Raw genomic sequence first — 22121 nt, 5'->3', positions numbered from 1 at the left:
ATAAAAAATGACTTTTGTCACTAATTTAAATAATTATAATTTTTTTTGTAAAAATGATATGATTTTCGGAAAAGTAAGCGTTAAATGATGAATAAATTACATTTTAATAAAGTTTAAGACCGGAAGAAATATATTTATTATTATAGATATAATTTGGTTTCTATGATTAATATAATTTTAAGTTAATGTAATTTGCAGCAAAATTAAAATTTAATGAAATCACCTTTTTATTTAACAAAAGAAGAAATGCAGTCTTATGGCTATAAAATAGTAGATATTATTGTAGACCATTATATAGAAGAAGAAAGTAAAAAACCAGTAATTAAAGCTTCTAGAAAAGAAATGGATACAATGTTTTTAAGCGAAGCTCCAGATAATGCAACTCCTGCTGATGAAGTTTTAGATTTTGTGTCTAAAAATGTATTACCAAATAGTAATATATCTACGCATCCTAAATCTTTTTCTTTTGTGCCAGGCCCAAGTAACTTTATAAGCACTATGGCAGACTCTTTAGCAACTGGATTTAATATTTTTTCTGGTGGATGGATTGTTTCTCCGGCTGCAGCAGAGCTAGAAATTGTTACTTTAAATTGGTTGTTAAAAATGTTTGATTTTCCTGTTACAAAAGGAGGAGGGATTTTTACAAGTGGTGGTTCTATGGCTAATTTAACAGCTTTAACTACGGCTAGAAGAATAAAATGTGGTGATGATTTTTCTAAATCCATTATTTATTTATCAGACCAAGCACATTCTTCAAATATTAAAGCAATTGGGGTTTTAGGTTTTAAAAAGGAACAAATAAAAATAATTCCTACAGATTTAGAATTTAAGTTTAGTATGAATAAACTTAAAAATGAAATAGCGAAAGATAAGTTAGAAGGGAAAAAACCATTCTGTATTATCGCTTCTGCAGGTACTACAAATACAGGTACTGTAGACCCTTTAGATGATTTAGCAGATATTTGTGAAAAAGAAAATCTGTGGTTTCATATAGATGGTGCTTACGGTGCTGCCGCAATTTTATCTAAAAAAGGTAGTAGAGTTTTACGCGGAATAGAACGTGCAGATTCTTTAACAGTAGATCCTCACAAATGGTTTTTTCAACCTTATGAAATTGGTTGTTTATTAGTAAAAGATGCCTCTTGGTTAAGTAATACATTTAGTGAAAAACCAGAGTATTTAAGAGATATTGAAGGGAATGAGTCTGAAATTAATTTTTATGATTACGGAATTCAATTAACAAGAAGGTTTAGAGCTTTAAAATTTTATATGTCTATAAAAACATATGGTTTAAATGCTTTTAAGAAAGCAATTTCTTACAACATAGATTTAGCAGATCAAACAGAAGATATTCTTAGAAGAAGTAAAAATTGGGAAATTGTTTCTCCTGCTACTTTAGCAATTATTAATTTTAGATATAATCCGTTAAATAAAGACTTAACAGAAGAAGAATTAGATCTTTTAAATCAAGAAATTTCTACGAGAGTAGTAGATTCTAGAGAAGCATTTTTAGTAACTACAGTTTTACAGAACCAGATTGTAATTAGAATGTGTTTAATCAATCCTAAAACTACTTTAAAACATGTTACAGATACTTTAGATCAATGTGAAGAATTTGCTAGACAGGTTCTTTTAGAGTGGAAAAAGTAGGTTTTATATTAGAAATAAATATTCCTAAAACTCCAATTGGCATAAATGCAGAAATGAGTACTAAAACAGTATAATAATTATTGATAATTGAAAACTGTTGCCAATTGCAAAAACCTTTGTAGAAGATTAATATTTCAGAAAAAATAAAACCAAATAAGTACAGATACATCCAAACTTTTGGTAATTTTAAAAGTTTGTTTTGATGTAAAAAAAAGAAGATACTTAAACTAATAATTCCTAAAAAGACAAGGTGTAAATATCCTATAACAAAATCTCTTATTTGATAGGATAAGGTTGCAAAATAAGGAATTACTGTAAGAGTTTGCATCAGAATTTTTAAAGAAAATAACACGAAAATAAAGCTGATTAATCGGTAGAAAAAAGGTGTTATTTTCTCTTTTAAAAATGTTTTTTGAAGCTTTACTATTTGATAAAACTGTATTAAAGTAATTAGTTGAGTAATTGCACCTAATGCTGCTAATATATAAATAGTTAAAGGTGGTTTTATCCAAAGAAAAGATAAGGCTAAAGTAAAGATACAACTGAATACCATCCATCTAAAAAAAACAATCATTTTATTCTTTAAAATTGTTTTATTATTTTTTTCTAGAAAAGAGAAAAAAAGTCCCAGTAAACAAAAAATAAACCATCCATTATATTGAAAATGTAAATAGAAATAAATAGCATTTTTATACCAATGAGAAGTGCTTCCTAAGGTGTTCATAATAATTCCTAAAGCCCAAGGGCCAATGCTAGAAATAATCATAAAAATAAGAGCAGCATTTATAAATTTGAAAGCATAACTGTCTTTATTAAAATTATTGTTTTTTCTAAAGAAAGCATAAAACCAATAAGAGCAAAGTATAAATAGTGTAGAAAAAATGATGGAAAAAAGTGCATAACCCGTTATCGGGAAACTGAATAGCATTCCTAAAATAGTAACTTGAGTAATTAAAAATAATTTTGTGTATTTTTTTTTGGATTCCTCTTTAATAAATAAATGAAAAATTAATGTGGTTAATCCTATATATACCCAACCTAAAAGAGCCACGTGAGAGTGTGCATGTACAAAAAATTTATAATCAATATTTATATCAATAATAGGAAAAAGACGTAATAAGAGTCCCAAAGAGGAGGCTATTAAAAAATATATAAGTGCCACAAAACTTTGTGTTTTGGCTTTTACCATTATTATAAAGTATTTATAATATTCTTATTTTCAGCATATTCAATAGACATTTCTAAAATAGTTTTCTTTTTTAACTTAGAAATTAACTTATTTTTAAAGGGAACGTATAAATGATGAACAACACAAGGATTGGTATCACTGCACTCTAATTGACCTAAATAACAGTCATTAAATTTATCTGCACCATCTATACATTCTATAATATCAAATAGTGAGTTTTTTTCATCTGTTTCTGATAGATAAAATCCACCATGTGGTCCTTTTACAGAACTTATGATGTTCTTTTTAGTTAATTCTTGCAGTGTTTTAGCTAAAAATGGAGCCGGCATTATTAGGTCTTCTGCAATTTTTTTTGAACCAATTTTAAGATCTTTAGATGCTTTTTCGGTAAGGTAAAGTACAGCTCTAATTGCGTATTTACTAGAATTTGATAACATTATATTTTTTATACAAAAATATAAAGATAAAATTATCTTTTAGTATGATATATGTCATGTTTTTAATTAACAATCATTAATATTTTTGCTATATAAAAAGATGAATAGGTCTTTTATTATCAACTAAAAACAAAAAACCGAAAAAATGAAATTATTAAAACCAGTATTTTTATTAATTGTTGCAAGCTTATTGCTGACGAGCTGCAAAGAAGAATCTAAAAAAGAATTAGCAAAGGTAGATAGCTCAACTATTTATATTAAAGGAACTATGGATGCGGAATTAACTTCGCCACCTTTTGTACCCGAACCTGTAGGAAATAGAACAGCTAAAAAGCTGTTAGTTAATATGGAAATTCTTGAAAAAGAAGGTGAAATGACAGATGGTGTTAAATATGTTTATTGGACTTTTGGAGGTTCTGTTCCTGGTAGTTTTATTAGAACTAGAGTAGGAGATGAAATAGAATTTACATTATCTAATCATCCAGATAATAAATTACCACATAATATAGATATGCATGCTGTAACAGGTCCTGGAGGAGGAGCAACTTCTTCTTTTGTAGCACCAGGTCATAATAAAACGTTTTCTTTTAAAGCATTAAACCCAGGGTTGTTTGTGTACCATTGTGCTACTGCACCTGTAGGAATGCATATTGCAAACGGAATGTATGGTTTAATTTTAGTGGAACCAGCAGGAGGTTTACCAAAAGTAGATAAAGAATATTACATTATGCAAGGAGATTTTTACACAAAAGGAGCTACGGATGAAAAAGGATTACAACCTTTTGATATGACAAAGGCGATAAAAGAAGATGCTGATTATGTTGTCTTTAATGGTAAAGTAGGTGCTTTAACAGGTGATAATGCAATTACTGCAAATGTAGGAGAAACGGTTCGTTTATTTGTTGGTAATGGTGGACCAAACTTAACATCATCTTTTCATGTTATTGGAGAAATTTTTGATAAAGTACATGTAGAAGGTGGAGATTTAATCAATACAAACGTACAAACTACATCAATTCCTTCAGGTGGTGCAGCAATTGTAGAATTTAAAGTAGAAGTTCCTGGAACATTTATTATTGTAGATCATGCTATTTTTAGAGCCTTTAATAAAGGTGCTTTAGGAATGCTTAAAGTAACAGGAGAAGAGAATAAAAAATTATATTCTGGTATTAAACAAGAAGGAATTTATCATCCAGAAGGAGGTACAATTCAAACAATGCCAAATGATAATAAGGAAAAAGTAGTTGTGAGTACTACAGAAAAGCCTTTAGCTAAAAAAATAGCAGATGGAAAACAATTATACATGACTACTTGTTTTGCTTGTCATCAGGCAGAAGGACAAGGAATTCCAAATGCATTTCCTCCTTTAGCAAAATCAGATTATTTAAATGCAGATGTTAAAAGAGCTGTGGGTATTGTATTACATGGAAAAACAGGAGAAATTACTGTAAATGGTAATAAATATAATAGTGTAATGACCAAACAAACACTTTCTGAAGAAGAAATAGCAGATGTTTTAACTTATGTTTATAATTCTTGGGGAAATAATAAAACTAATGTTTCTATTAAGACAGTACAAGAAGTAAAAAGCAGTCACTAATAATTTTAATTCAAATTCAATGAAAACTATTTTAAGATTGACAATTTTTTTAATCCTCCTAAATGTAACTTATACAAGTTGTCAATCTAAAATGGTATCAATTAAAGGAGGAGAATATATTCCTTTATATGGCAGAGATTCTATGAAAGTTAAAATAAATGATTTTTTAATGGACGTGTATCCTGTAACCAATAAAGAGTATATAGATTTTGTAAAGAAATATCCAAAATGGCAAAAAAGTAAAGTCATAAAATTATTTGCTGATGAAAGCTATTTACGAGCATGGAAATCGGATACTATTTTAGGTGAAAATCAAAAAGAGCAATCTCCAATAACCCAAGTATCTTGGTTTGCTGCAAAAGAATATTGTGAATGTCAAGGAAAAAGGTTGCCAACAGTAGATGAATGGGAATATGTAGCGATGGCTAATAAAACAATACCAGATGCTAGAAAAGAAAAAGAGTACAATGCTTTTATTTTGGGGTGGTATGAAAAACCTAAAACCTTTAATCAAACGATAGGTTCTACGTTTAAAAATTATTGGAACGTGTATGATTTACATGGCTTGGTTTGGGAATGGACTTCCGATTTTAATTCGGTGTTAATTTCTGGAGAGTCTAGAAAAGATGTAGATACAGATAATAATCTATTCTGTGGAAGTGCAGCTATAAACGCAACGGATTTAATGAATTATGCAGCCTTTATGAGATATGCCATTAGAGGAAGTTTAAAAGCAAAATATACCATGAAAAACCTAGGTTTTAGATGTGTAAAAGATAATAAAAAATAGAAAAATGAAAATATTTAAATACATATTGGTACTGATGGTTACAATTACTACGTTAAGTTCGTGTAATAAAGCAGCCTCTAAAGAAAGTAGTACAGTAGCTTATCAATGTCCCATGAAATGTGAAGGAGATAAAGTATATGCAGCAGAAGGCTCTTGTCCGGTTTGTGAAATGAAATTAAGACCAACTTCAAAAATTGTAAAAAAGGTTTTGTCTACCATGATTTCTGATGAATCTATTTTCAACCTAACTTCAAAATGGAATACGCAAGATGATAAGGAAATTGAGTTAAAAGAACTAAAAGGTAAAACTTTAGTAATGGTAATGATTTATACTACGTGTAAAGCTGCTTGCCCAAGGTTAACAGCAGATATGAGAAATATTGAAGAAAAAATTCCTACGGATTTAAAAAATGATGTTGAGTTTGTTTTGGTAAGTATAGATCCTATAAATGATACGCCAAAAAAGTTGAAAGAGTTTGCTAAAGAAAATTTTCTTGCCGGTAACCAATGGACTTTATTACAAGGTACAGAAAGTGGTGTTAGAGAGTTTGCAAATGTTTTAGCCGTAAAATACAAACAGATTTCACCTTTAGATTTTTCGCACTCTAATATTATTAGTGTTTTTAATCCAGAAGGAGAATTAGTACATCAACAAGAAGGTTTAGGTGTTGATAATAAGGAGACAATTAAAAAGATTATAGAAACAATTAAAGCATATTAAAATGAAAATAACAAAAGACAATACAGTCGCAGAAGTAGTAACTTACAATATTAAAACAGCAGATGTGTTTAAAAAGCATGGAATAGATTTTTGTTGTGGTGGAGGAATTTCTATAGAAAAAGCATGTAAAAAACACAATGTTTCTTTTGAAGAAATGGAACAAGAACTATTAAACATAAATAACCCAACCTCTAATGCTTATAATTATGATGGTTGGAAACTAGAATTTTTAGTAGATCATATTATAAACATTCACCATGCTTATGTACAAGAAAGTACACCTATAATATTGCAATATGCGGCTAAAGTGGCAAAAGTACATGGACATCATTATACAGAAGTTATAGAAATTAATAAACTTTTTATTGAGGTAGCAAATGAATTAGCAGCGCATCTTAAAAAAGAAGAAAACGTATTATTTCCGTTTATTAAGCAATTAGTAAAGGCAGAGAAAGAAGGAGTAAAAACACCAAAACAACACTTTGGTACGGTAAATAACCCTATTAGAATGATGGAAGAAGAACATGAAAGTGCAGGGGATATTTTAAAAGAAATAAAACGACTTTCTAATAATTATACACCACCAGAAGGAGCGTGTAATACGTTTAAAGCTTTGTATGCTAAGTTAGATGAGTTTGAGCAAGATTTACATCAACATATACATTTAGAGAACAATATTTTATTCCCTAAAGCCATTCTCTTAGAAAAGAAAATTAATTAATAAAATTATCTTATTCCCCCTAAAACGTACCGAAAACTGATTGTTAATTTATTGATAATCAGTTTTTTTTATAGTGTTTATTTCTTTAAAATGATAATAGTCATATTTTTAAAATGCAAATAATTATAAATTGCGAGCTTAATTAAATTTAGTTAAACATTTAAATTAAACAATGAAAAACGCACATTCATTTCATATCCCAGTAATGGGAATTGGGTTTACGATAGATTCACCTTTAAAAGTAGCGCAATTTGGTATAGATTCTGTTATTTCTTTAGTTGATGATATTCTTGTAGAAAAAATGCGAAAAATTTACAGCGAAAAATTTGAACTTCCTTATAAAGAAATTTCAGATAAAGTAGATGATTTTAGAGCAAAGAGAATTACTTCTTATTTAGATTTATTACATGATCAAACAGAAATTAAATTTAACCAACTTAAAAATATAACTTCAGAAAAAAGCAAAGCTTTAATGGATTATATTCACATGTTACCAGAATATTCTTCATTAAAAAAAGAGTTTTTAAAACTGACTGAAGATGGGGTAGATTTTTCTAAGATTAAAGATTGGGCAAATAAAAATTTATCAAAGGGTAGTATTGATGTTAATATTATGACCAAAATTGATAAAGGAAATTATGTAGACCAAGAGTTACTGCCTATAGAATACAATGATGCACATGCGGCATTAAGAGGGTATTCTAATAGTAAATTATCTTCGTCTTTAATTCTTTCTGCAGGTATGAATCCTAGATTATATACTTACATGAGTAATTTTGATGATTTTTATCCTGATACAAACGGAAACATCAAAAAGAAGATTATTTTAAAAGTAAGTGATTACAGATCTGCTTTTATTCAAGGAAAATTTTTGGCTAAAAAAGGATTATGGGTCTCTGAATATAGGGTAGAATCTGGTTTAAATTGTGGAGGACATGCTTTTGCAACAGAAGGTTTTTTAATGGGCCCTGTTTTAAAAGAATTTAAAGAAAACAAGGAAACTTTAATAAGTCAAACAAAAGAATTAATGCTGCAAGCTTTACAAGATGCAGATAGAATAGTACCTACAAAAGATTTAGAATTAAAAATTACCACCCAAGGTGGTGTTGGTACAGGTGAAGAACATTCTTTTTTATTAGAAGAATACCAATTAGATTCTGTAGGGTGGGGAAGTCCGTTTTTACTGGTTCCAGAAGCAACGAGTGTAGATAAAAAAACAGTAGCACAATTAGCCAAAGCAAAAGAACAAGATCTATATTTAAGTAACAGTTCTCCTTTAGGAGTTCCTTTTAATACCTTAAAAGGAAATACAAAAGATGTTCAAAGACAAATGCTTATAGACAAAGGAAGACCAGGTACTTCTTGTCCTAATAAATTTATCGCCTTAAATCATGAGTTTAAAGAAACGGGTTTATGTACTGCTTCTAGAGAGTATCAGCATTTAAAATTAAAAGAAATAGATGCTTTAGAAATTTCTTCAGAAGAAAAAGAGAAAAAAATAAATCAGGTTACAGAAAAGTCTTGTATTTGTGTTGGTTTAGGTACATCAACACTAATTTTGAATAATATGAGTACAAAGAAAACGGGCGATGGAGTTTCTATTTGCCCTGGACCTAATATGGCATATTATGATCAGATAATGAGTTTGGGTGATATTACAGACCATATTTATGGTAGAAAAAATATGATAACTAGAAACGATAGACCTAATGTTTTTGTAAAAGAATTATCTCTTTATATAACTCATTTACAAGATAAGGTAGATGAAGCTAGAGGAATAATTGATAAAAAACAATTGAGATCTTTAACAAAGTTTAAAAAGAATTTAGAAGCAGGAATTACTTATTATAATGAGTTGTTTTTATCGAAGAAAGAAGCTTTTATTGATAGTAAAGAAGCATTGCTAAATTCACTTAAAATAGAGGAACAAAAATTAGAGTTAATAGGTTTAGAAATAGAGAATCTATAAGGAAGTATATTTATCATGAAAAAGTCTCTTTTAATATTAAAAGAGACTTTTTTTATGTTTATAAACGAAGTTGTTTTCTTTATCTATAATTGAATAATTTACATATGAATCTTGTTATTAATGGATTATATTGGGTTTGTTTTAAAGGAATAGTTGGTTTTATAAAAGAGAAAAAAGTCTTTTAAATGTGATAATAGTCATGTTTTTTAGCTGTTTACTTTTTTAAATTTGTTAGGAATAAGACAAATGAACTAGCAACGAAAAGTTTTCTAAAAACTAGTAACTATATAAAAATAACAATTAACCCTTAAATAAATAAAAAATGAAATTAAGAAGTTTAGTAGCAGTGCTTTCCGTATTACTATTTGTTGGTTGTGGAGGCAATGAAAAAAAGAAATCTACAAATGATATGCCTGTTAAAAAAGCTGCTGTTAAAAAAGCACCTGTAAAAGCAGAAAAAACGAAAGTTGTAAAAGAAAATGCAATTGCAGTAGATTTAAGTAATAAAGGAATTGGTCCTGTAAAATCTTTAACTTTAGGAGCAGTAGATCAAAAAATGGCAGGAGAAGGAAAATTATTATTTAAAAATAAATGTTCTTCTTGTCATAAGGCTAATAGAAAATTTATAGGACCTAGTCCTGAAGGAATTTTAGATAGACGTTCTCCAGAATGGGTAATGAATATGATTTTAAATCCTGAAGAAATGGTTAAAAGTGACCCAATTGCAAAAGCATTGTTAATTCAATTTAAGGGTGTACCAATGGCTAATCAACATTTAACTGAAAAAGAAAGTAGATTAATTTTAGAATATTTTAGAACTTTATAATATAAATCTTAATTAATAGGTTCTCCTAATATAGTCTAAGTAGAACTATTTTAATTTAGGTTAATATCCTTTTATAAAAAAGCATCTTTCAAAAGAATGAAAGATGCTTTTTTATTTATTAATTTGTCTCATCAAGAAATAGTGCTACAACTTAAGCTATTTATTTATGGAGCTACAAGAAAGAGTCTTGATTGTTTTCTAAAATAGGTATTTGTAATTTACAGTATAAAATATTGAAGTTTAACGATTTAATTCTTGAATTAAGTGTTGAAAATCTCTTTTATAAAAAGAGGTCTATTTAGCTTTTATTAAGAGATGTTTAGCGTATTAATGAGTAAAACTTATTAACATTTTTTTATTTCACTTCTTAATTTTATATTAAAGTTCTTTAGTGATTGATTTACAGGTAATTAACCTTAAGTCTGTAAAAGTATATTGTTGATAATTGAACTATTTATAAAAGGCTGTTTTCTATGTTTTAAGGTAAGTTTGAGGCTTAATTTCAACTTATTATAATGAAAAAAATTACTACTCTTTTTGCTTTTTTTACAGTTGTCACTTTAAGTGCTCAAAATTTTCAAGGTCACTATGATTTAGCACGTGAACATGTTACTTTAACCTTTGAAATGTTTAAACCCGATAACTACGGAAACACTTACACTTTTACCGATTTTGATTTTAATGCCAATAATGGAATTAGTCAAGCGTATTTTGAAATTGCACGTGTTTTAAAAACTAAAAAAATGCCTGTTGGTTTGCACGTGGAATATAATGGTGGATTAGGAACTTTTGAAGTTGGAGAAAGTTTAAATGGTTATACCATAAATAATGCTTGGATTTTTGGAGCTAACTACAGTAAGTCAAATGCCGTTTGGGGATTTTCTACATATGCTGGTTACAAAACATTTAAAGGTACTAGTAAAGGAAACTACCAAGTAACAGGAACTTGGTATTGGAATATCATTGCTAACAAATTAACTTTTTCTGGATTTGCAGATTTATGGTCTGAAAATGGATTAAGTGATAAAACGGTATTCTTATCAGAGCCTCAATTATGGTATCACTTAAATAAAACTTTTTCTGTAGGAGGTGAACTTGAACTATCAAATAACTTTGCAAGTACTTATGCTTTTAAAGGAAGACCTACTTTAGCTGTTAAATGGAATCTATAATAAAATAACGAAAAGATGTTAGATAAATATTTTAAAATTACCGAAAATAAATCAACTTTAAGAACTGAGATTATTGCAGGTATCACTACGTTTATGACAATGGTTTACATTTTAGCTGTAAATCCAAGTATTTTAAGTGCGGCAGGTATGGATAAGGATGCTGTTTTTACAGCAACTGCCTTGTCTGCAGTAATTGCAACATTAGTAATGGCATTAGTGGCTAAATTACCTTTTGCATTAGCTCCCGGAATGGGGCTGAACGCATTTTTTGCATTCACTGTAGTTTTGGGAATGGGGTATACATGGGAATTTGCTTTAACGGCAGTGTTTTTAGAGGGAATTGTATTCTTATTATTAACAGCATTTAATATTCGTGAATTGATTGTAAATTCAATACCATTAAATTTAAAGCACGCCGTATCTGTTGGTATTGGGTTATTTATTGCTTTTATAGGTTTAAAAGGAACTGGTGTAGTTGTAGATAATTCTGCAACATTAGTAACTTTAGGAAATATGAAAAACCCAGCAGTTTGGGTGGGATTAGCAGGTGTATTAATTATTGGTGTTTTATTGGTAAAAAAAGTGAAAGGAGCCATTTTAATCGGAATTCTATCCTCTACACTTATAGGCTTAATTGTTGGAGTTACTGTTATTCCAGAAAATTTCACATTCGTTAGCTTACCTCCATCAATTGAACCTATCTTTTTTAAGTTTGATTTTTCTCAAGTATTTACAATAGATATGCTAATAGTATTATTTACATTCTTATTTGTGGATATGTTTGATACCGTTGGAACCTTAGTAGGTGTATCTTCAAAATCTGGAATGTTAGATGAACAAGGAAGAGTGCCAAGAGTAAAACAAGCATTATTTGCAGATTCTATAGGTACATTTGTAGGTGCAATTTTAGGAACTTCTACAGTAACAACGTATGTTGAAAGTGCTGCAGGTGTTGCTGAAGGAGGAAAAACAGGTATGACCGCTTTAACGGTTGCTATTATGTTTGCGCTTTCATTATTTTTTGCACCAATATTTATGATTATTCCTGCTGCAGCGACAGCTCCAGCTTTAATAATTGTTGGTTTAATGATGATAACTCCTATTACAAAAATTGATTTAGAGGATTTTACGGAAGCAATTCCTGCTTTTTTTACTATTATTATGATGCCCTTAACGTATAGTATTGCGGAAGGAATTGTATTTGGTATGTTGTCTTTTGTACTGTTAAAATTATTTACAGGAAAATATAAAGAAATAAAGCCTATAATGTACGTGATTTCAGTGTTATTTATAATTAAGTTTATGATGTAATTCTAAAAATTTAGTATAAAAAAAGCCTTTTAGAAATATTTCTAAAAGGCTTTTTTTATACTAAATTATATTTCATTTATTCTTCGTGACTTCCTTTTATAGGTGTTGATTTATTTGGTAAAATTAGGTTTAATAGTACACCTACAATCGAAGCTAACCCAATTCCTGCCAATGAAAAATTACCATAAGAAATTTCAGCTCCTCCAATACCAATCGTTAAAATAATAGAAACAATCACTTGATTTCTAGTTTTACCAAAATCGGTTTTAGCATCTACTAATGTTTTAATTCCAATACTGGCTATCATCCCAAATAAAAGTAGCATAATTCCTCCTAAAACAGCTTCTGGTATGGTTTTTAGTACTGCGCTTATCTTTCCAACTAATGAAAAAACGATTGCTGTTACAGCAGAAATTCGTAACACACGAGGATCCACTATTTTAGTTAAAGCAACAGCTCCAGTAACTTCGGAATAAGTAGTGTTTGGAGGTCCTCCTAAAAAACCAGCAAAAGCAGTGGCAACACCATCGCCTAATAATGTTCTATGCAATCCTGGATCTTTTACAAATTTTTTGTTTGCAACACCACCAATAGCGTACATATCGCCAATATGTTCAATAATAGGAGCAATGGCAACAGGAATCATATAAATGATGGCTCCCCAATTAAATTCTGGTCTTGTAAATTTAGGTAACACAAACCAAGCTGCTTCATTAACTGATGAAAAGTCAACCAATCCAGAAATTATAGAGATAAGGTATCCTACAACAATTCCAATAAAAATAGGAATCAATTTTACAAGTCCTTTAGAATAGATAACAATAACAATAGCTGTAACTAATACAGAAAGAGCAATAAGCCAGTTTGTTTTAGCCATATTAACTCCAACAGGAGCTAGAGATAATCCAATAATCATAATTACAGGACCAACAACAATGGAAGGGAATATTCTTTCAATAACTCGTAATCCCCAAAGTTTGATGATTGCGGATACAATTCCGTATACCAAACCTACAGCAATTAAACCTCCTAAGGTTCCGGCGTAACCATATAATTTAGTAGCCGCTATAATTGGAGCAATAAAGGCAAAACTACTTCCTAAAAACACCGGGACTTTTCCTTTTGTAATTAAATGAAAAATTAGTGTTCCAACACCTGCAGTAAATAAAGCAACAGATGGGTCAATATCTATTAAAAGTGGTACTAATACAGTTGCTCCAAAGGCAACAAATAAAAATTGAATTCCAACAAGGGTTCTCTTGATAGGATTGTCTAGATTAATAGTTTCTAGTTCTTCGGTATTTTGCATTACGAGGGTTTAATTTTTTTTAAAAGTAATCATAAAAATTAAATTAAAGAAACTTACTGTTAGAGAATTGTAGGTAGTAATGTTAGTGATAATTTGAAGGTAAAAAGGGGGAATTGTGAGCTGAATGGCTGCAAAAGGTAGCGTTCATAATTCTGGTATTGAACTAGATTACTTTTCTAATAGTATTGGATAAAAGTAGAATTAACCGAGTACTATGACCTTAATAAAAATAAAAAAGCATCTTTCATTTCTGAAAGATGCTTTTCATTTATTAATTATAGATTATTATCTATTAATTGTTTGCTTTCTATCTGGACCAACAGAAACGATAGATACAGGAACTCCAGTTTCTTTTTCAATAAAAGCAACATAGTCTAGTAAATTCTGTGGTAATTGATCTGCAGAAGTCATTTTAGTTAAATCTTCATCCCAACCTTTAAATTCAGAATAGTTAACAGAAACGTTTTCTGGTTCAATGTTATAAGGTAAATGGTTAATTTCTTCTCCTTTATAATTGTAAGAAGTACATACTTTTAAAGTATCGAATCCAGATAAAACATCACCTTTCATCATCATTAATTTAGTAACACCGTTTACGTCTACTGCATATTTTAAAGCCACTAAGTCTAACCAACCACAACGTCTTGGTCTACCTGTTGTTGCTCCAAATTCATGACCAATTCTAGCCATATCTTCACCATCCTTATCAAATAATTCTGTAGGGAAAGGTCCTGAACCAACACGAGTAGTATACGCTTTAAAGATTCCAAATACTTCACCAATTTTATTTGGTGCAACTCCTAAACCAGTACAAGCACCTGCTGCAGTAGTATTAGAAGATGTTACAAAAGGATAGGTACCAAAGTCTATATCTAATAATGAACCTTGTGCTCCTTCTGCTAAAATTGTTTTTTTATCTTTTATAGCTTGGTTTAAAAACTCTTCACTATCAATAAATGCTAATGTTCTTAATTTATCAATTCCTCTAATAAATTCTGCTTCTAATTCTTTTAAATCATATTCAACCTGAACATCAAAGAATTCTAACATTTTAATGTGCTTTTCTGTTAAAGCATCATATTTTTCTTTCCAGTTGTCTAATTCTAAATCACCAACTCTCATTCCGTTTCTACCGGTTTTGTCCATATAAGTTGGGCCAATTCCTTTTAATGTAGAACCAATTTTAGCTTTTCCTTTAGAAGTTTCTGATGCTGCATCTAATAATCTATGCGTTGGTAAGATTAAGTGCGCTTTTCTAGAAATTAACAATTTAGATGTATAATCTATTTTGTGTACGTCTAGATTTTCTAATTCTTTTTTAAAGATTACAGGGTCTATTACAACTCCATTACCTACTACATTTAAAGCAGTTTTATGAAAAATTCCAGAAGGAATTGTATGTAAGACATGTTTATGTCCATCAAAAATTAAAGTGTGTCCCGCATTTGGACCTCCTTGAAAACGTGCAATGATATCATAGTTTCTTGTAAGTACGTCTACAATTTTACCTTTTCCTTCATCTCCCCATTGTAATCCTAGTAATAAATCTACAGCCATTATAGTTGTGTTAATTGTTGTTTATGTTGTGTTGTTAATTAAGATTTGTTCTTTTTTGTTCCGTAAAAATACAGTGAATGATTCTGAATGTCAATATCAAAAACGTCTTCTATGGTTTTCTTTATAATTTGAATTCGTGGATCACAAAATTCTTTTACTTCTCCAGAATCTGTAAAAATAACGTGGTCATGATTTTTATCAAAATAACTTTTTTCATAACGCGCCATAGATTGTCCATCAAACTGATGTTTTCTAACCAAACCGCAATCTAAAAGTAGGTCTATGGTATTATAAAGTGTAGCTCTACTAACTCTATAATTTTTATTTTTCATTTTAATATAGAGAGATTCTATATCAAAATGCTCATCAGCAACGTATATTTCTTGAAGAATAGCATAGCGTTCTGGAGTTTTTCTATGCTTATGTTCCCCTAAATACGTAGTGAAAACTTTTTTTACGATTTCTTGATTTTCAAGAGAATTACTCATTTGTGAATGATTTTTTACAAAAAACAAATTTACAGTTAATTCTTAATAAAATAGGCCTTTTAATGAAAGGATATTTACAAAGTATTAACACGATCTACTTTTTTAACTCCTTCTATTTTAAGAAGGTTTTTTATTAATTTATCTAATTGTGAACTATTTTTAACATTTATAGCGAGTTTTCCTTCAAATACACCTTCATCTCCTTTAATATTTATGCTATTAATAAAAACACCCATGTTATTAGAAATAGTACGGGTTACATCATTTGCCATCCCTTGATTGTCAACGCCTGATATTTCTAATATAACTTTAAAATCTTTTTGTGAAGAATCTATCCATTTTGCCTGCATAATTCTATAGGCATAATTAGATTGTAAGGAAATAGCATTCGGACAGTTCATTTTATGAACCTTTATGCCTTCATTAATTGTTAAAAATCCAAAAACCTTATCTCCCGGAATAGGATTACAACATTTAGAGAGTTTATAGTCTAGTTTTTGCTCTTCTTTACCAAAAACTAAGGAGTCATACTTATTGGTAACAGTGTCTGAATCTACGTATTCTTTTTCTGAAGTATTTCTACTTAACTTAGATTTAAAGAAATTTAAAATTTTACTGTTTCGTTGAGAAACAAAAGCTTTTAATTGTGTATTATCAATAGTACCACTTCCAACTCTAAAAAATAAGTCGAAACTTGTTTTTAGCTTAAAATAGTTAACAAGTTCATTTATGGTTTTATCATTAAAAGTAATTTTTAAATGGCGTAACTTACGGGTTAAGATGGCTTTTCCTTCTTCTGCAATTAATTTTTCTTCTTCATTTAAAGCCGCTCTAATTCTTGCTTTTGCTCTTGCGGTAATTACAAAATCTAACCATCTAGCATTTGGTTTGTTAGAAGCAGTAGTAATTACTTCTATTTGGTCACCACTTTTTAATTGATGACTTAAAGGCATTAACTTTCCGTTTACTTTAGCACCTCTACATTTTAAACCTACATCTGTGTGTATTGAAAAAGCGAAGTCTAAAGCGGTTGCGTTTTTTGGAAGTGATTTTAAATCGCCTTTAGGTGTAAAAACATAAATTTCTTTTGAATATAAATTCAGTTTAAAATTTTCTACAAAATCTACCGCATTTAAACTCTGTGTTTCTAAGGTTTCTTTTAATTTATTTAACCAATCTTCTAATCCGTTGTCTTTAGTTACACCTTGTTTGTATTTAAAATGTGCCGCATATCCTTTTTCTGCAATTTCATTCATTCTACTAGAACGAATTTGTACTTCTACCCATTGAGAATCAGGACCCACTACCGTAATATGTAAGGCCTCATAACCTGTAGATTTTGGTTGAGAAATCCAATCTCTTAAACGCGTAGGATTTGGTTTAAAGTAGTCTGTTACAATGGTATATATTTTCCAAGCATCAAATTTATCATCATTTGTGTTGGGTTTATATATAATTCTAATAGCGTATTTGTCATAAACTTCATCAAAAGTTACATTTTGATTGATCATTTTTCTACGAATAGAATAAATAGATTTAAACCTACCTTTTATTTCATATTCGAAGTTTTCTTTATCTAAACCCGCTTTTAAGGTATCTTCAAATTGTTGTAAATATTTTTGCTGATCTTCTTTACTTTCTTTTATCTTACCTAAAATACCATAGTAGGCTTCGGGTTCTGTGTATTTTAAGCCTAAATCTTCTAGCTCGGTTTTAATATTATACAACCCTAATCTATGCGCCAAAGGAGCATAAATATATAATGTTTCCGATGCTATTTTAACCTGTTTGTGGGCAGGCATTGCATCCATTGTTTGCATATTGTGCAGTCTGTCTGCAATTTTTATCAAAATAACTCTAACATCATCATTTAATGTTAAGAGCATTTTTCTAAAATTCTCTGCTTGTATAGAAGCGTCTTGTTCTTTGTTTAAACGAGATATTTTGGTAAGTCCGTTTACTATTTTTGCAATGGTTTCACCAAAAAGATTTTCTATGTCTTCTATCGTGTATTCTGTATCTTCCACAACATCATGCAGTAGGGCAGAAGCTATAGAAACGGCATCTAAACCAATTTCATAAGCAACAATTTTTGCAACGGCAATTGGGTGATAAATATAGGGCTCTCCCGTTTTTCTACGTTGGTCAGAATGTGCATCTACGGCAATATCAAAGGCTTTTCTTATGAGTTCTTTATCTTCTTTAGATAAAATTTCATAAGTACCTTTAAGCAAATCTTTGTATCGTTTTGCTATTTCTTTATTTTCCTCGTCTATGGTTGCTGTATATTCCAAAAAAATGATTTTAATATAGGGGTTAACTTAAAGTGAATTTAGCAATAAGAATTTTAACATACAAATATTTTGTTTTCTAAATGTAATTATTTCTTATTTTCGCCAAATGAAGAAAATTGGTGTCGTTTTAGTGGTTTTATTTTTAAGTTTTAATCATTATTCTCAAAACACAAACTCTCTTTTTGAACTTCAAAAAAGGAAAGTAGAAATTGATATAGATAGGAATGTTTTTACAAATGTTACTACAAATATGTATGTGTCAAAAAATCCGGATGCTTTAATTATAGCTTTATTTTTACCTATTTCTTATAAGGATCAAAAAGCAAAAATAAATAGAAAACCGATTGTAAAAGGATTGGAATTTAAAGGAGAAAAAAAGTTAAATAACAAAAATATTTTATTGTTATCTGGTAAAGTTATTAAAAAAGGAACTGAATTTACAAAACAAAAATATTACATAAAACAAGATAAAAACACCTGTATAGAGTTAACTACCATGCTTGCTGTTAACGCAGATGCTAAAGATAAAATGATGCTAACAGAAATAGTGAATTCTGTTATAGAAAAAAATTAGTTTTCTAAATTAGTAATTCTTTCCAACAAAGTTGGATGTGAGTAATGTGCAAAAACATACGCCGGATGTGGCGTTAAGTTACTCAAACTATTTTTTGATAATTTTTTAAGTGATGTAATTAGTGCATTTCCTTCAAAAGTTTCTTTGGCAAAATTATCTGCCTGATATTCAAATTTTCGAGACATATAATTCATGAACAGTCCTGTTATTTCAGATATGGGCGAATATAAAATTCCGAATGCAATTAAACCAATATGAAAACTGGGTATGGAAACGCCTAATGCTTCTGATAAAAGAGGTGTATTAATAAAAAGTGATAAAATAAACAAAGTAAATCCGGTTAATAAAATCGATGAAATTAAATTAAAAATAATATGTTTTCTTTTATAATGGCCTACTTCATGTGCTAAAACAGCAACAATTTCATCTGTATTTAAATCGTTAATTAACGTATCGTATAATGTAATTCTTTTTTGAGAACCAAAACCAGAAAAATAGGCATTTGCTTTTGTAGAACGTTTAGAACCATCGATCACAAAAATATTATTGATCGTAAAACCAACACTTTTAGCATATTTTTCTATAGCCGTTTTTAATTCTCCATTTTCTAACGGACTTTGTTTGTTGAATAAAGGAACAATTAATTTTGCGTAAAACATGTTCATAAACAAAGAGAAAACAGCCACTAAAGCCCAAGCATAAATCCAGAAGTTTTCTCCGGTTAATTGATAAAACCAAATAATTAAAGCTAAAATTCCACCACCTAATAAAACACTCATGAGTGCACCTTTTAGTTTATCTAACCAGAAAGTTTTCTTTGTCGATTTGTTAAAACCAAACTTTTCTTCGATAACAAAAGTACTATAATAGGAGAGAGGTGTGGTCAATATTCCTGATCCCAACATAATAACTCCAAAGAAAATTAAAGCTACTAAAATTGGGTTATCTGTATAAGTTCTTGCAAAATCATCTACATATTTAAATCCGTCTGCAAAAAAGAATACTAAGGTTAATAATGTAGAAAACAATGAAGTGATGTTCGAAAATTTAGCACTTGTCTTTTTATAAGCTTGCGATTTTTTGTATTCATCTTCATCATAAACATCTTTTAGTTTCTCCGGAATTTCAGCATCAAAACGTTTCTCATTTAAGTAGTCTAATATTTTATCAATAATAAAACTGATAATTAATATGGAGATAATGATGTAAAATAAGGTGGTTGGTTGCATAAATATGTTGAAAAATTTCTTAATCTATTTGATTCTAATTATTGTCTAGAAAATTACTTTTTAAAAGTGCATTTTCATTCCTTCATGAGTCGCTTTAAATCCTAAATCTTCATAAAATTTAATGGCTCTAGGTCTTTTTTTATCCGAAGTTAATTGTACTACATGTACCTTTTTTTCTTTGGCTCTGTTTATTGCCCATTCAAAGACTTTTTTTCCAATTCCGAGTCCTCTTTGATCACTTCTAATAAATACATTTTCTATTTGTGCTCTAGTTCCGCCACAATAACTTAGGTATTGAATATAAGTAATTTGTAAAGTTCCGATAACTTCTAAGTTATTATTTTCTACAACAATAAGTTCTTGATTTTCATCAGCATCTATCTTTTTAAATGCTTCTAAATAGGAGTTAGGTAAAGGATTCTGAAAGCTTTCTCTTTTTTTTCCTAATATATCATCAGCCATCATTTCAACGATGATTGAAATGTCGTTTTTGGTTGCTTTTCTAAAGTTCATTCTAAATTAAATTATGCGCTTTTGTCTAATTCTAAATCTGTAAGTAGGTGTATTGTGGATTGAATAACGAGAAATATTTGGTCTACTATAACTTTTTTTATTTCTTATGTTTTTTATGAGCAAACATTGCTGCGCCAATAATACCTGCATTATTTTTAAATTCAGCAACTTCTATAGGTACATCTACCGTTAAGTGTTTTTTAAATTCATCATATCTTTTACTAATTCCTCCACCTAAAATAAATAAAGTAGGAGTGTGCAATGTTTTCACATGATTTAAAAAAATATCAAATCTTTTAGCCCATTCTGTTAAAGTTAATTCTTCTCTCTTTCTCGCAGAATCTGCGGCAAATCTTTCTATAATTTCCCCGTTAGTATGATAAATTCTACCCAATTCTACATTCGGTATCAATTTACCATCATAAAATAGACCAGAGCCAAGTCCTGTACCAATTGTAATTACAAAAACTTTTCCTTTTACATCTTTTCCTGCACCTAAACTCATTTCAGCAACTCCAGCTAAATCAGCATCATTACTTACGTAGAACTTAACTCCGTCGCATGCTTTTTTAAAGAGTTTATTTACTTTAACATCTACCCATTCTTCACTTAAATTTCCATGATGTTTGCATTGTCCATCAACAATAATAGTAGGAAAACAACAACCAACCGGACCTTTCCAATCAAAATGTTTTACCATTTCTTTAATAACCTTTGCAACCGCTTTAGGTTCTGCAGGTTTTGGCGTATCAATTCTATGTCTTTCAGAAAGTAATTCTCCGTTTTTTGTGTTTACAATTGCGGCTTTAATTCCAGATCCTCCAATGTCAATTCCTAATACTTTCATTCTTTATTTTTTAAATTTTCTTTGTCTTTTTGCTTCAAACAAAATAATAGCAGCAGAAACAGAAACATTCATAGAATCTATTTGTCCTTGCATAGGTATGTTTACGTTTTGTGTAGCAGCTTCTCTCCAAACATCTGTTAAACCTGTTGCTTCTGTACCTACAACAATTGCGGAGCTTTCTGTATAATTTTCTTGGTGATATTCATTTGAATTTTGCAAGGTAGCAGCGTATATATTGATATTTTTTTCTTTTAGAAAAGAAATTATTTCTTCGGATGTTCCTGTGGCAATTTGATTGGTAAAAACACAACCAACACTAGATCTAATAATATTAGCGTTGTACAAATCGCTTTTAGGATTTGCTATTAATACAGCGTCTATATTTGCTGCATCGGCTGTTCTTAATAAGGCTCCAATATTTCCTGGTTTCTCAACACCTTCTGCAACCAAGATTAAAGGGTTTTTATTTTCAAAAAGAATATTATTTAAAGAGAAATCTTTTGCTTTTGTAACCGCAATAATACCTTCTGTAGAATCTCTATAAGCTAATTTTTGATACACTTCTTTTGAGATTACTATTCTATTTACATTTGAATTAAAAAGGTGTAAAATTTCATTTTCTGAAATTAAATCAGGATAAAATAGAATGGTATCAAATTGATAATTAGCCGTAATTGCTAAAGATATTTCTCGTTTTCCTTCAATAATAAATAACGCTTGTTTTCTTCGTTCCCTTGCTTTTTCTTGAAGTTTTAGCAGGTTTTTTATATACGAGTTGTGAATACTACTTATTTCTTTCATTAGTACAAATATACCTATTTATGGGTATTGACTAAGAAGGAAATAATAACAATATTTGTATTTATAAACCAAACTATTTATTTTTTACGATTAAATGCGCTTTAATTTAAGTTTCTACGAAAA

General features: G+C 29.4%; 20 protein-coding genes. 10 read left to right on the top strand and 10 right to left on the bottom strand.

Going from position 1 to position 22121, the window contains the following annotated elements:
* Positions 1-213 precede the first annotated feature (213 nt).
* Positions 214-1650 (top strand): aminotransferase class V-fold PLP-dependent enzyme, encoded by a 1437-nt coding sequence (locus JOP69_RS03980; RefSeq protein WP_203392379.1) that lies wholly within the window; start codon positions 214-216, stop codon positions 1648-1650.
* On the opposite strand, the gene JOP69_RS03975 is transcribed toward JOP69_RS03980, so the two are convergent.
* Together JOP69_RS03975 and JOP69_RS03970 are read right to left on the bottom strand one after the other, a co-directional pair.
* Entirely contained in the window at positions 1619-2839 is a 1221-nt protein-coding gene (locus tag JOP69_RS03975) for a hypothetical protein (protein WP_215602652.1), read from the bottom strand. The genes JOP69_RS03980 and JOP69_RS03975 overlap by 32 nt on opposite strands.
* Positions 2840-2841: 2 nt before the next feature.
* Positions 2842-3276, bottom strand: coding sequence for an Rrf2 family transcriptional regulator (locus JOP69_RS03970; protein WP_203392381.1), 435 nt, complete (start codon positions 3274-3276; stop codon positions 2842-2844).
* Between the two features lie 145 nt (positions 3277-3421).
* Between JOP69_RS03970 and nirK the strand changes: the two genes are divergently transcribed.
* The 8 genes from nirK (at position 3422) to JOP69_RS03930 (ending at position 12386) form a co-directional block, all read left to right on the top strand.
* Positions 3422-4876 carry a copper-containing nitrite reductase gene (gene nirK / locus JOP69_RS03965; protein WP_203392382.1) on the top strand — a complete coding sequence of 485 codons (1455 nt, stop codon included), beginning with the start codon at positions 3422-3424 and terminating at the stop codon, positions 4874-4876.
* 91 nt (positions 4877-4967) lie between these two features.
* Positions 4968-5666, top strand: coding sequence for a formylglycine-generating enzyme family protein (locus tag JOP69_RS03960; protein ID WP_368378201.1), 699 nt, complete (start codon positions 4968-4970; stop codon positions 5664-5666).
* Between the two features lie 4 nt (positions 5667-5670).
* Complete coding sequence (locus JOP69_RS03955; RefSeq protein ID WP_203392384.1) at positions 5671-6387, top strand: SCO family protein; 717 nt, start codon at positions 5671-5673, stop codon at positions 6385-6387.
* A gap of 1 nt (position 6388) precedes the next feature.
* A complete protein-coding gene (ric, locus tag JOP69_RS03950; RefSeq protein ID WP_203392385.1) occupies positions 6389-7108 on the top strand; it encodes an iron-sulfur cluster repair di-iron protein in 720 nt (239 codons plus the stop codon).
* Positions 7109-7280: 172 nt separating this feature from the next.
* Entirely contained in the window at positions 7281-9077 is a 1797-nt protein-coding gene (locus tag JOP69_RS03945; protein WP_252191183.1) for a hypothetical protein, read from the top strand.
* 322 nt (positions 9078-9399) lie between these two features.
* On the top strand, positions 9400-9903 hold the full coding sequence (locus tag JOP69_RS03940) for a c-type cytochrome (RefSeq protein WP_203392386.1): 504 nt from the start codon (positions 9400-9402) through the stop codon (positions 9901-9903).
* 515 nt (positions 9904-10418) lie between these two features.
* Entirely contained in the window at positions 10419-11075 is a 657-nt protein-coding gene (locus tag JOP69_RS03935; protein WP_203392387.1) for a DUF5020 family protein, read from the top strand.
* Between the two features lie 15 nt (positions 11076-11090).
* Positions 11091-12386, top strand: coding sequence for an NCS2 family permease (locus JOP69_RS03930; protein WP_203392388.1), 1296 nt, complete (start codon positions 11091-11093; stop codon positions 12384-12386).
* A 76-nt stretch (positions 12387-12462) separates the two neighbouring features.
* On the opposite strand, the gene JOP69_RS03925 is transcribed toward JOP69_RS03930, so the two are convergent.
* The 4 genes from JOP69_RS03925 to JOP69_RS03910 form a co-directional block, all read right to left on the bottom strand.
* Positions 12463-13695 carry a uracil-xanthine permease family protein gene (locus tag JOP69_RS03925; protein WP_203392389.1) on the bottom strand — a complete coding sequence of 411 codons (1233 nt, stop codon included), beginning with the start codon at positions 13693-13695 and terminating at the stop codon, positions 12463-12465.
* Between the two features lie 285 nt (positions 13696-13980).
* Positions 13981-15252, bottom strand: a complete 1272-nt coding sequence (locus tag JOP69_RS03920) for an adenylosuccinate synthase (protein WP_203392390.1) — start codon at positions 15250-15252, stop codon at positions 13981-13983.
* 38 nt (positions 15253-15290) lie between these two features.
* On the bottom strand, positions 15291-15740 hold the full coding sequence (locus JOP69_RS03915) for a Fur family transcriptional regulator (RefSeq protein WP_203392391.1): 450 nt from the start codon (positions 15738-15740) through the stop codon (positions 15291-15293).
* Positions 15741-15814: 74 nt separating this feature from the next.
* Positions 15815-18034 (bottom strand): bifunctional (p)ppGpp synthetase/guanosine-3',5'-bis(diphosphate) 3'-pyrophosphohydrolase, encoded by a 2220-nt coding sequence (locus tag JOP69_RS03910; RefSeq protein WP_203392392.1) that lies wholly within the window; start codon positions 18032-18034, stop codon positions 15815-15817.
* A gap of 106 nt (positions 18035-18140) precedes the next feature.
* Here JOP69_RS03910 and JOP69_RS03905 point away from each other — a divergent pair, with 106 nt between their 5' ends.
* Positions 18141-18608, top strand: a complete 468-nt coding sequence (locus JOP69_RS03905; protein WP_203392393.1) for a hypothetical protein — start codon at positions 18141-18143, stop codon at positions 18606-18608.
* On the opposite strand, the gene JOP69_RS03900 is transcribed toward JOP69_RS03905, so the two are convergent.
* The 4 genes from JOP69_RS03900 to JOP69_RS03885 all read right to left on the bottom strand — a co-directional run bounded on the left by JOP69_RS03900 (position 18605) and on the right by JOP69_RS03885 (position 21998).
* On the bottom strand, positions 18605-19837 hold the full coding sequence (locus tag JOP69_RS03900; RefSeq protein ID WP_203392394.1) for a M48 family metallopeptidase: 1233 nt from the start codon (positions 19835-19837) through the stop codon (positions 18605-18607). The two genes, JOP69_RS03905 and JOP69_RS03900, sit on opposite strands and share 4 nt — an antisense overlap.
* Positions 19838-19897: 60 nt before the next feature.
* Positions 19898-20350 (bottom strand): GNAT family N-acetyltransferase, encoded by a 453-nt coding sequence (locus JOP69_RS03895; protein ID WP_203392395.1) that lies wholly within the window; start codon positions 20348-20350, stop codon positions 19898-19900.
* A 97-nt stretch (positions 20351-20447) separates the two neighbouring features.
* Positions 20448-21197 (bottom strand): polyphosphate--glucose phosphotransferase, encoded by a 750-nt coding sequence (ppgK, locus tag JOP69_RS03890; RefSeq protein ID WP_203392396.1) that lies wholly within the window; start codon positions 21195-21197, stop codon positions 20448-20450.
* A 3-nt stretch (positions 21198-21200) separates the two neighbouring features.
* Positions 21201-21998, bottom strand: coding sequence for an RNA methyltransferase (locus JOP69_RS03885; protein WP_203392397.1), 798 nt, complete (start codon positions 21996-21998; stop codon positions 21201-21203).
* Between the last annotated feature and the right edge of the window lie 123 nt (positions 21999-22121).

Source organism: Polaribacter sp. Q13, assembly GCF_016858305.2.
Classification (GTDB): domain Bacteria; phylum Bacteroidota; class Bacteroidia; order Flavobacteriales; family Flavobacteriaceae; genus Polaribacter.
This window is presented reverse-complemented; position numbering and strand designations above follow the sequence as displayed.